The following is an 11,103-nucleotide window of genomic DNA, read 5'->3' as shown; positions in this document are numbered from 1 at the left end:
GGGGGTAGCGACTGTTTATCAAAAACACAGGGCTCTGCGAAGTCGCAAGACGACGTATAGGGTCTGACGCCTGCCCGGTGCTGGAAGGTTAAGAGGAGAGGTGCAAGCTTTGAATCGAAGCCCCAGTAAACGGCGGCCGTAACTATAACGGTCCTAAGGTAGCGAAATTCCTTGTCGGGTAAGTTCCGACCTGCACGAATGGCGTAACGACTTCCCCGCTGTCTCCAACATAGACTCAGTGAAATTGAATTCCCCGTGAAGATGCGGGGTTCCTGCGGTCAGACGGAAAGACCCCGTGCACCTTTACTATAGCTTTACACTGGCATTCGTGTCGGCATGTGTAGGATAGGTGGTAGGCTTTGAAGCGGGGACGCCAGTTTCCGTGGAGCCATCCTTGAAATACCACCCTTATCGTCATGGATGTCTAACCGCGGCCCGTCATCCGGGTCCGGGACAGTGTATGGTGGGTAGTTTGACTGGGGCGGTCGCCTCCGAAAGAGTAACGGAGGCGCGCGATGGTGGGCTCAGACCGGTCGGAAATCGGTCGTCGAGTGCAATGGCATAAGCCCGCCTGACTGCGAGACTGACAAGTCGAGCAGAGACGAAAGTCGGTCATAGTGATCCGGTGGTCCCGCGTGGAAGGGCCATCGCTCAACGGATAAAAGGTACGCCGGGGATAACAGGCTGATGACCCCCAAGAGTCCATATCGACGGGGTTGTTTGGCACCTCGATGTCGGCTCATCGCATCCTGGGGCTGGAGCAGGTCCCAAGGGTTTGGCTGTTCGCCAATTAAAGCGGTACGTGAGCTGGGTTCAGAACGTCGTGAGACAGTTCGGTCCCTATCTGCCGTGGGTGTAGGAATATTGACAGGATCTGTCCCTAGTACGAGAGGACCGGGATGGACATATCTCTGGTGGACCTGTTGTCCTGCCAAGGGCATAGCAGGGTAGCTATATATGGACGGGATAACCGCTGAAGGCATCTAAGCGGGAAACCCACCTGAAAACGAGTGTTCCCTATCAGAGCCGTGGAAGACGACCACGTTGATAGGCCGGGTGTGGAAGTGCGGCAACGCATGAAGCTTACCGGTACTAATAGCTCGATCGGCTTGATCGTTCTCATTGTTCATGCTCATCAGCCAAAGGCTGATGATGCCTGACCTTGTCCTGACGCGCCAAGGGCGCTGCGGACGGCCCGCGCCACAAAGCGCGACGGCCTCTGGCCTGTATCGGTGCCACAAGCACCCGCAGCCGGAAAGATCAAAGACGTGTTCAAAACAAAACAGGCTAACGCCTGCCAGCTTCTCAAACAAAGTTGCGCTTTGCCGACCTGGTGGTTATGGCGGGGTGGCTGCACCCGTTCCCTTTCCGAACACGGCCGTGAAACGCCCCTGCGCCCATGGTACTTCGTCTTAAGACGCGGGAGAGTAGGTCGCTGCCAGGTCTGCAAATCGCAACTCAACGCATGCGCCCGGAGCCGTCAGGCTTCGGTAAGCTGCATGCGTCAACAAAGACTATCTTCTCAATCACAATCCAACGGCCCAAAGCCGAACAAAGGGCCGCTCAAAAGCGGCCTTTCGTGTTATAATACTTCCGCGGGGTGGAGCAGCCCGGTAGCTCGTCAGGCTCATAACCTGAAGGCCGCAGGTTCAAATCCTGCCCCCGCAACCAAAAGTCCCAAAAGCCCGCCAAAAGCGGGCTTTTTGCGTATTCGGGGGACCTGAGCCCGAGCGCATCACAGCCAGCGACGGTATAATGGCGACGGCATTGTATGAGGTGCGTCGCCGTTGTACCATGTAGCCTGACAAGTGTGCGCAGTGCTCATTGTAGAGCCGGAGCCAAAGCCCGGTCGCGCGCTTCAACCCGATGAATAAGTAGTCCGGATCATGGAACTTATCGTCGCCCTTGGCCTGATCGTCTTGAAGGTCGCTTTCCTGATTGCGATCCTGCTGTTGCTACCCTTGCCGCTTACCTGGCTGGAACGCAAGGTCGCCGGGCACATGCAGCAGCGGATGGGGCCGATGCGCGTGGGATGGCACGGGCTGTTGCAGCCGGTGGCGGACGGAATCAAGCTCCTGACGAAAGAGGATCACATCCCGGCCGAGGCCGACCGGTTCCTGTTCAAACTGGCGCCAATCCTGGCGCTCGCCCCGCCTTTTGTGGTGTTCGTCGCGATACCCTTCGGCGAAACTGTCTCGGTCCTCGGCCATGGGATCACGCTCTATGTCTCCAACATGAATGTGGCGCTCCTTTTCGTTTTTTCGGTGATCGGGATCGAGGTTTATGGCGTCATCTTCGGCGGCTGGGCCTCCAACAGCAAATACGCTGTTCTGGGCAGCCTCAGAACCTGCGCGCAGATGATCAGCTACGAAATCCCGATGGGGTTCGCGGTCATCGGCGTGGTCATGCTGGCGCAATCCATGAGCCTTCTCGAGATCGTGCGGGCGCAGGCCGATGTCTGGAACATCGTCTACCAACCGGTCGGATTCTTCGTGTTCTTCGTCGCCGGATTGGCCGAAGCGCAGCGCATCCCCTTCGACCTGGCGGAAGCGGAAGGCGATTTAGGGGCCGGGTTCCATACGGAATACAGTGGTATCCGCTTTGCCTTCTTTATGGTCAGCGAATATGCCATCGTATTGCTTGTGTCGACCCTGGTGGTGATCCTGTTCTTCGGCGGTTGGAACGGAGTTCTGATTCCCTTGCCACCGCTCCTGTGGTTTGCTCTCAAGGTCGCGTTCTTCGTCTATGTATTTATCTGGCTCCGCTTCACTTTCCCCCGCTATCGCTACGACCAGTTGATGGCGATCGGATGGAAAGTCTTGCTTCCTCTGTCGATGGCGAACATAATTATAACCGGTGTACTTTTAGGGGCCGTAGCGACCCCGTAGCGAGGCGGCGATGTCGCGCGCGCAGGACAGAGTTGGAACATGGATTGGCTGGGCGTTCTTCGCCGATCTGGCGAATGCCTTGGCTCTGACCTTCGGCTACCTGTTCTCCAGAACCGTAACCATGCAATATCCGGACAAGGAAAAATGGCTACCCTACTCACGCTATCGCGGGCATCACTTCCTGAAGCGTGATGAGGAGGGCGAGATCAAGTGCGTGGCCTGCGAACTCTGCGCGCGGATCTGTCCCTGCGACTGCATCGAAGTCGTCCCGTACGAGGACGAGAAGGGCAACCGGCACCCGGCGAAATTTGAAATCGACACAGCACGCTGCCTGTTCTGCGGGTTGTGCGAGGACGCCTGCCCGGCGGATGCAATCGCGCTTGGGCAACAATACGAATTTTCCAGTTTTTCCTCCGCTGACCTGGTGATCGGGCGCGACGATCTGCTCGTCAAGCCGGGTAAGGCGGCAACCGGCGGCGGCGTGGTTGCCGCGCGCCTCAATACCAAGACGGACGTACTTGTCCAGACGAAAGAGACGCAGGGCTACAACTGGTGGCGGAATATCCGGCGAACATGAACGCGCACCAGCCATCAAACCGAAGCGCTCGAACAGGAGGCTCAGATGTTTGTCGGTGAAATCATGAAGAACAAGGGTGTCGGTGTCATCGCAGTCGCTCCCGATCAGACGATGGTGGAGGTATTGAGGTTGTTTCGAGACAACAATATCGGCTTCGTCGTCGTGAGCCGCTCGAACAGCAAATACCTCGGTACACTGTCGGAGCGGGATTGCTGCAATGCGATGGCGGAATACGGGGCCAAGGCGGCGGCGATGCGGGTCGCGGACATCATGAACCGCAATGTGGCGATGTGTTCGACACAAGATTTGTTGCCCGTTGCGATGGGGATCATGACCCAGCGGCGTACGCGCCATGTGTTGGTCACGGATGGAGGCAACGTTGTCGGCGTGGTCAGCATCGGAGACGTGGTTAAGCACAGGCTCGACGAAGCGCAACGTACAGAGCAGGATCTGCAGGATTACATATGCGGGACCAGGTATCACTGACGCCGCCAGGCCGATGTGATGAAGCTGGGGAGCTTGCCGCGGAGCCTTACGGTGCCCCGATCCCAAATCTTCAAACCCCGCGCCAGATCCGGCCTGGGCGGTCGACCTCAGGAGTGGCATGCGCCTTCTGGACTTCCACCGCGCATGGATATTCGCCCCGCCGCAGCAGGCTGTTGAGACGCAAGGCTCTATAGTTTTCCGGAACGAAGACGAGGCCCTTGGGAAACCGCCTGTCGACCTTGAGCTGCGCTGTCAGTTCGCCATGGCCGGAACGCACGATTACCTGATCGCCATCCGAAAGGCCAAGCTCCGCAGTATCCTGCGCGCTCATCGCAACATAGGGATCATTGGCGACCGTGTTCAGCATGTCCGACCGTTCGGAAAGATACCCGTTGTGGAACAGGCAGTCGCCGGTGATCAGCATCAGCCGGTCGGCGGCTATCGGGACGGGCGGCGGCGCAAGGAACACGCCAGTCGGTGGTGTTGGCACCGCCTTGGTGAATGCGCCGCCGGCGCCAAGCCCGTCCTGCGTCAATCCCTGATAGGCCGGAACCAGCCGTGCAATCTCGTCGAAAATTTGCCCTTGCGTCGACGGCCGCAGTGCCTGGTTGCAAAGCGCCGCGACGAAGTCGAAGATCGCCAGATTGCTCCGCGCCTCGAAGGCGGGTTCGCGGAATTTGCGGATCGTCTGGGTCCGGGCCTCGTTGTTGGTGAACGTGCCGGATTCTTCGCCGTAACCCGCCGCGGGCAGGATGACCTCGGCCAGCCCGGCCGTGTCCGTAAGAAAGGCGTCCTGGACGATCAGGAGATCGGCGGCGCCAAGCGCCCGCTGTACGAACGCCCGGTCGGGATAGCTGATCAAGGGGTCGGTTCCGGCAATGTAGAGCGCACCCATCCGCCCGCCGACGCAGAGGTCCAGCATGGCATCGAGACCTGCGCCCGGTTCAGACGGGATTTCGGCGCCCCAGTCCCGTGCAAGAGTTGCGCGCGCCACATCGTCGGCGACCGCCCGCAGGCCCGGCAGAGCCGCCGGCAGAACTCCCATGTCCCAGGCGCCCATCTGGTTGGCACGGTCGAAGAGGAACTGCATCGCCGGGCCTTTGCCGAGCAGGCGCAGAACCTGCAGCAGGTTATTGATCTGCTGCAGCGTCGTGCGCGCGTCGGGGGATCTCAGGAGATCGACGCTGACAAGCACGGTGACGCTACGGCCGTCCTTGAGCGCGGTGGCCAGACGATCCGGCCCGTCGCTGCCGGTGCCCGCTGCCGGCCTGCCGATCGTCGCACCGATGTCCGCAAATGCGTCGCCCGGCAAGGTCTGACCGGCCGCCGCCATGAGCGCGGTTACCACCGCCGCAAGGCTCGCCTCTTCTCCGCCCGGCGGCACGCGAACCACCACCCTGGCATCGGCATCCAGACGCGAGGGCCGCGCCGAAAGCATCAGCAATCCGGCCTGCCGCCGCCGCACGGCGTCTCGCAGCAGGTATTCGGTGACGGGATTCTCCTCGGTCACGTTGCCGCCGACGACGAGCACGCAGTCGTTGCCGATTACGTCGTCCAGCGGTGTGCGGCTGTAGAAAGCTCCCAATAGCGGGCCGAGCGTATCGAAGGGCGCGGCCCAGCGTGACGAACAATCAATGTTGTTGGTCCGGAATACTGTTCGCATCAGCTTCTGGAACTGGTAAAGCACCTCGTTGGGCAGGCGAGGCGAGGCCAGCCCGCCGGCATCCTTGCTCTCGACAGCCAACAGTCGCCGGCGCAGATAGTCCCCCACTTCGTCCCAGGAAACCGGAATCAGGGCGCCATCCTGACGGATCATTGGCTGCTTGATCCGGTCGCGGCTTGCAACGAAATCGAGGCCGAAGCGTCCTCGCACGCAGAGAGTTTCGTGGTTGACACCTTCGTCCCACTTCGAGCGCACCCGCATGAACTCGCCCTTGCGCGTGCCCACTGTCAACTGGCAACCGGTGCCACAATGCGGGCAGATCGTGTCGGTCTCTACGAGATCCCAGGGGCGCGCCTTGTAGCGGTAGGGGAAGCTCATCAGCGCGCCGACCGGGCAGACCTCGACGCAATTGCCGCACTGGTCGCAACTCGCCAGACTGCCCTCGAAGCCGGTGACGGCGGTATCCATGCCTTTTTCAACGGTGCCCAGTGCCACCGCGCCGACGACCTCCTCGCACATCCGGACGCAGCGCTGGCACTGGATGCAGCGGTTGACGTTCATGATGATGACCGGGCTCAGGCGAATGTCCTCGGAGTGGAACACACGTTTGTCATCGCGGAACTGGCTTTCGCGGGGCCCATAGGCCATGACCATGTTCTGAAGCTCGCATTCGCCGCCCTTGTCGCAGATCGGGCAGTCGAGGGGGTGGTTGGCGAGCAGCATGTCGAGCATGGAAGAGCGCGTTTCCTCGATCAGAGGCGTATTCGTCCGCACGACCATGCCATCGGTGACCGCAGTAGCGCAGGACGGCTGCAGCCGCCGCAGGCCCTCGATTTCCACCAGACACATACGGCAGGAGGCCAGCGGCGGCAGACGCTTCAGATAGCAAAAGGTCGGGATATCGATGCTCAAACGCCGGGCGGCCTGCAACACTGTCGAGCCAGCTTCAACTTCCAGCGTTTGTCCATCGATCGTGACTTTAAGCATGGTTTCCTCACAAGCCTGATCCAGCACACTCCTTCAGTGAAACGGGCACCTCCGCTCCTCGACATGGGCGACGAATTCATCTCGGAAATGCGCGAGTGCCGCCCGCAATCCCATCGCTGCACCGTCACCCAAGGCACAAAACGTATTGCCGAAAATGCCTTTGCAGAGCATCTCCAGCTGCTCCAGATCGCCGGGTGCGCCATCCCCGCCTTCAACCCGGCGCAGGACCTTCACAACCCAGTTCAATCCTTCCCGACAGGGCGTGCACTTGCCGCAGGACTCATGGTGGAAGAACTCGACGATCCTGGTGGCGACCTTGACCATGCAGGTGCTATCGTCGATCACGATAACGCCAGCCGAACCGAGCATCGAGCCGGCGGCAGCCAGCGAGTCAAAATCCATCCTCACCTCCAGCCCATGCTCCGGGATGACCGGCGCTGAGACCCCGCCCGGGATCACTGCCTTGATCTTGCGTCCCGGCAAGGCCCCGCCGGCATGTTCCTCGACCAGTTCGCGCAATGGTATGCCCATCGGCAACTCGTAAAGGCCGGGTTTGCGCACCTGTCCGCTGAGGCAGTAGAGCTTCGGGCCGGGGCTCTTTTCCGGGCCGATGCCGCGAAACCAGTCCGCCCCCCGCATAATGATGTGCGGTACGCAAGCGAGCGTCTCGACGTTGTTGATCACAGTCGGGCTGGCGTAGAGCCCGGCCACGGCCGGAAACGGCGGCTTCAATCGCGGCTGCGCCCGCTTGCCCTCGAGCGACTCGAGCATCGCAGTCTCCTCGCCGCAGATATAGGCGCCGGCGCCGCAGTGGATGTGTATCGCGAAATTGAAATCCGAGCCCAGAACGCGCTTTCCGAGATAGCCCTTTGCGTGGGCCTCGGCGATCGCTTGCTCCAGACGACGGATCGCCGTCACATATTCTCCGCGAATGTAGACATAGGCGGTTTCGGCCCCAATCGCGTAGGCACTTACCGCCAGCCCCTCGATCAGTTGATGCGGGTCACGCTCCATGATGATCCGGTCCTTGAACGTGCCCGGTTCGCCCTCATCGGCGTTGCAGCACAGATATGTCGGCTTGCCCGTGCGCTTCGGCACGAAACCCCATTTCATGCCCGTTGGGAATCCGGCACCGCCGCGACCGCGCAGGTTGGACCGTTTGACGAGGTCGATAACCTCGTCAGGCGTGTACTCGCGCAGCGCCTTCGCCAGCGCCTGATAGCCGCCTCCAGCCTCGTAGGTCGACACCAAATGACCATCCGCCACATCGACATTTTTGAGAAGAACCGGCTCGGACATGGCGCTACTCCCCCGGCAGCCGCGCAGAGATGTGCTCGACGCTCGCGGCTCCCGCTATCGCCCGCAGGCTGTCCAACAGTGCGTTTATCCGCGTCACGTCAAGGTGGGCGTGGTAATCGTCGCCGACTTGCATCACCGGAGCCATCTCGCAGGCGCCGAGGCATTCGACGGTCGAAAGCGTGAACAGCCCGTCCGGGGTGGTGCCGCCTTTCCTGATCCCCAGCGCTGTTTCCAGATGGTCTAGCAGGTCCTCCGATCCGCACAGCATGCAGGAAACATTGTTGCAGAGCTGCAGGTGGAACATCCCCATCGGTTCGGTATGGAAGAGGGTGTAGAAGGTCGCCAACTCGTAGACCCAGATCCGCTCGACTCCGAGAATGTCGGCGACCTCTTCCAACACTGGCCCAGGCAGATGGCCATGTTCTTCCTGCGCGATCAGGAGCGCGGGCATGATCGCAGAGCGCTGGTCGGGATACCGCGCCGCCGCCTCTTCGATCTTTTCGCGCATGGTCATCGCATTCAATCCTTGCTACTTGTCCACCTCCGCCATCACAGGGTCGAGGCTGCCGAGCACGGCGATCATGTCCGCCAGATAGCGGGCGTTGGTGACCCCGAAGAGGGCCTGAAGATTGACGAACGAGGGTGCCCGCACCTTCATACGGAACGGTTTTGGCGAGCCGTCGCTGATGATGTAGAAGCCAAGCTCGCCCTTTGGCGCCTCGATTGCCGAATATACCTCGCCCCTCGGCACCTTGAAGCCGTAGGCCGACAAGTCGAAATGCTGGATCAGCGCCTCCATCGAGCAGTGCACCCGATCCTTGTCCAGCGGGAAGGCGATTGTCGGCATATCGATCTGGAACGGCCCTTCAGGCATCTGGTCGATGCATTGTTCGATGATCCCTATGCTTTCGCGCATCTCGTCGACGCGGCATCGCCAGCGTGCATAGCAATCGCCCTCGTCACGGGTGATGACGTTGAAATCGAGCCGGTCGTAGATCTCGTAGGGCTCATCGCGGCGAATGTCCCAGTCGACACCGGAAGCACGCAGGTTCGGACCGCTGAGGCCGAGATCGACGCCATCCTCTGCGGAGATCACGCCGATCCCCTTCGTGCGATTGAGAAACACCCGGTTATCTTCGAGCAGTCGCTCATAGTCGCGGATCCGGTTCGGGAAGATGTCGCAAAACTCCCGGATCTTGGGGAAGAATCCGTCAGGCAGATCCTCGCGCACGCCGCCGACCCGGCAGAACGAGGTGTGCATGCGTGCACCAGTGATCATTTCCAGGAGGTCCATGATCATTTCGCGCTCGCGCATGACGTAAAGCAGCGCGGTCATGGCGCCGAGATCCATCGGCAGCGCGCCGGTGATCAGGAGGTGACCTGATATCCGTGCCAGCTCGGCCATCATCACGCGGATATATTGCGCCCGGATCGGCGCTTCTATACCGAGGAGTTTCTCCACCGCCAGCGCGAAGGCGAGGTTGTTCGAGGGCGGACAGAGATAGTCGAGCCGATCCGTCAGCGGGAAAATCTGGGTATAGGTGAAGCTCTCCGCCAGTTTTTCGGTGCCGCGATGGAGATAGCCGATGTGCGGATCGACGCGCTCGACGAACTCGCCGTCCAGTTCGAGGACGAGCCGAAGAACCCCATGGGTGCTGGGGTGCTGCGGACCGAGGTTGAGAAGCACTTCTCTGGTATTGAGCGCTTCACCCTCAGGCCTGCTGAGCTCGGTGACTTCAGTCATCTCAACGTTCCGGCGTAGGACGGCCTCCCTTACGGAATGTCCCTGGTGGCAAGGTCGGGCTGCGTTGGCGGCGGACCCTCGGCACCGAAAGGGTTCAACTTGTCCTTATAGCCCCTGAGGGGGAAATCCTTGCGCTGTGGGAAGCCCTCGAAGCCTTCCCACATGTAGATCCGGCGCAGATCGGGATGTCCCTCGAACTGGATACCATACATGTCCCAGGCCTCACGCTCATGCCAGTTGGCGGTACGCCAGACTCCCGTGACCGAAGGCACTTCAGGAGGATCGCCAAGGCGGCACTTGATGCGGACCCGCCACCTGTTGGGCAGCGAATAGAGATGGTAGACCGCCTCGAACCGCGGCGTTTCGGGATAATGATCGACGCCGCAAACGTCCGAGAGGAAATTGAATTGCAGTGCCGGATGCTCTTTCAGGAACCGGCAGAATTCGACGATCCGCTCGGGCGGAACGGCAAAGGCGTCGATACCGTGCGCAGTGCCGAGGTCCTCGATTGTTTTTCCGAAGCGCTCCATGATCAGAGCGCGATTGAGGGGCGACTCCATACTCATGACGCTATAACCCGATCCAGAGGTGTGCCGGCGAGCGCCCGCGACCTCTTGATCTTTTCTTGAAGCAGAAGGAAGCCGTGCATCAGCGCCTCGGGCCGAGGAGGACAGCCAGGCACATGCACATCGACGGGCACGAAGGTTTCCGATCCCTGCACCACGGCATAGGTATTATAGACCCCGCCCGAAATAGCGCAGGTGCCCATGGCGATCACCCAGCGCGGTTCCGGCATCTGGTCATAGAGTCGCCGCACGACCGGCGCGAATTTCCGGGTCACGGTGCCGGCGATGATCATGACGTCGGATTGTCTCGGCGAAGGGCGGAACACCACGCCGAACCGGTCGAGATCGTAGCGGGCACAACCGGCCGAGATCATTTCGATGGCGCAGCAGGCAATGCCGAAGGTCTCCGGCCATAGCGCCGATCTCCGGCTCCAACTGATGATGCTGTCGGCCGTGGTGAACAGCACGCTGTCGCGGATCGCATTGTTTACGCCTCCCATTCCAGCGCTCCTTTCAGCCAGGCGTAGGCGAAGCCCACGAGAAGCAGCAATATGAAGACGATCATCTCGATATAGCCGACCAGCCCGATCTCTTTCAGGACGACGGCCCAGGGAAAGAGGAACATCGCTTCGACATCGAAAACGACCAGCAGGATCGCGAGGATAAAGAACGGCACCCTGAAGCGGCCCGCCGCCGCCTCGCCCGCTGCGTCCATGCCGCATTCATAAGGCGTGTTCTTGGCGGGATAGGGATTGGATGGGCGCAGCAGCGAGGAAACGAACAACGTCACCCCCGCCACCAGAATGACTCCGGCGATCATGAAAAGAACCGGCAAGAATTCCATTGCAGTCATATCACTGCACCGGTTGCCCACCGACCTCATCCCGAACGGG

At 60.6% G+C, this 11,103-nt stretch carries 10 protein-coding genes, 1 tRNA gene and 2 rRNA genes (1 of these 13 running past the window's edge); 6 read left to right on the top strand and 7 right to left on the bottom strand.

All coding sequences use genetic code 11. The features are described from left to right. From Tal182_RS18575 to Tal182_RS18550, 6 genes are all read left to right on the top strand, one after another. Window positions 1–1,117: ribosomal RNA gene (locus tag Tal182_RS18575) — 23S ribosomal RNA — on the top strand; it begins 1,683 nt to the left of the window's first position. A 212-nt stretch (window positions 1,118–1,329) separates the two neighbouring features. Then, window positions 1,330–1,444: ribosomal RNA gene (gene rrf / locus Tal182_RS18570) — 5S ribosomal RNA — on the top strand. Window positions 1,445–1,594: 150 nt separating this feature from the next. Beyond that, window positions 1,595–1,671, top strand: a tRNA-Met gene (locus Tal182_RS18565). A 215-nt stretch (window positions 1,672–1,886) separates the two neighbouring features. Then, window positions 1,887–2,888, top strand: coding sequence for an NADH-quinone oxidoreductase subunit NuoH (nuoH, locus tag Tal182_RS18560; protein ID WP_064804678.1), 1,002 nt, complete (start codon window positions 1,887–1,889; stop codon window positions 2,886–2,888). Window positions 2,889–2,898: 10 nt separating this feature from the next. Next, window positions 2,899–3,465, top strand: a complete 567-nt coding sequence (locus Tal182_RS18555; protein WP_085860359.1) for an NADH-quinone oxidoreductase subunit I — start codon at window positions 2,899–2,901, stop codon at window positions 3,463–3,465. A 45-nt stretch (window positions 3,466–3,510) separates the two neighbouring features. Then, window positions 3,511–3,951 carry a CBS domain-containing protein gene (locus tag Tal182_RS18550; RefSeq protein ID WP_064804674.1) on the top strand — a complete coding sequence of 147 codons (441 nt, stop codon included), beginning with the start codon at window positions 3,511–3,513 and terminating at the stop codon, window positions 3,949–3,951. A 70-nt stretch (window positions 3,952–4,021) separates the two neighbouring features. Here Tal182_RS18550 and nuoG read toward each other — a convergent pair whose 3' ends face one another. From nuoG to Tal182_RS18515, 7 genes are read right to left on the bottom strand one after another with little or no spacing between them, the layout of a single operon-like run. Beyond that, window positions 4,022–6,601, bottom strand: a complete 2,580-nt coding sequence (gene nuoG, locus Tal182_RS18545; RefSeq protein ID WP_085860358.1) for an NADH-quinone oxidoreductase subunit NuoG — start codon at window positions 6,599–6,601, stop codon at window positions 4,022–4,024. 33 nt (window positions 6,602–6,634) lie between these two features. Beyond that, window positions 6,635–7,900, bottom strand: a complete 1,266-nt coding sequence (gene nuoF / locus Tal182_RS18540; RefSeq protein ID WP_064804670.1) for an NADH-quinone oxidoreductase subunit NuoF — start codon at window positions 7,898–7,900, stop codon at window positions 6,635–6,637. A 4-nt stretch (window positions 7,901–7,904) separates the two neighbouring features. Further along, a complete protein-coding gene (gene nuoE / locus Tal182_RS18535; RefSeq protein WP_085860357.1) occupies window positions 7,905–8,414 on the bottom strand; it encodes an NADH-quinone oxidoreductase subunit NuoE in 510 nt (169 codons plus the stop codon). A 15-nt stretch (window positions 8,415–8,429) separates the two neighbouring features. Then, window positions 8,430–9,644, bottom strand: coding sequence for an NADH dehydrogenase (quinone) subunit D (gene nuoD / locus Tal182_RS18530; protein ID WP_085860356.1), 1,215 nt, complete (start codon window positions 9,642–9,644; stop codon window positions 8,430–8,432). A gap of 29 nt (window positions 9,645–9,673) precedes the next feature. Then, the gene (locus tag Tal182_RS18525) at window positions 9,674–10,210 is read right to left on the bottom strand and encodes an NADH-quinone oxidoreductase subunit C (RefSeq protein ID WP_085860355.1); all 537 of its coding nucleotides are present in this window, start codon (window positions 10,208–10,210) and stop codon (window positions 9,674–9,676) included. Next, complete coding sequence (locus Tal182_RS18520) at window positions 10,207–10,710, bottom strand: NADH-quinone oxidoreductase subunit B (protein WP_003582024.1); 504 nt, start codon at window positions 10,708–10,710, stop codon at window positions 10,207–10,209. Before Tal182_RS18520 ends, Tal182_RS18525 begins: the two co-directional genes overlap by 4 nt. Continuing rightward, the gene (locus Tal182_RS18515; protein WP_085860354.1) at window positions 10,698–11,063 is read right to left on the bottom strand and encodes an NADH-quinone oxidoreductase subunit A; all 366 of its coding nucleotides are present in this window, start codon (window positions 11,061–11,063) and stop codon (window positions 10,698–10,700) included. The genes Tal182_RS18520 and Tal182_RS18515 overlap by 13 nt, the downstream gene beginning before the upstream one ends. Between the last annotated feature and the right edge of the window lie 40 nt (window positions 11,064–11,103).

This window comes from Rhizobium sp. TAL182, from assembly GCF_002117725.1.
Taxonomy (GTDB): Bacteria; Pseudomonadota; Alphaproteobacteria; order Rhizobiales; family Rhizobiaceae; genus Rhizobium; species Rhizobium esperanzae.
The sequence above is the reverse complement of the archived record's forward strand: the minus strand, read 5'-3'. Positions and strand labels throughout refer to the sequence as shown.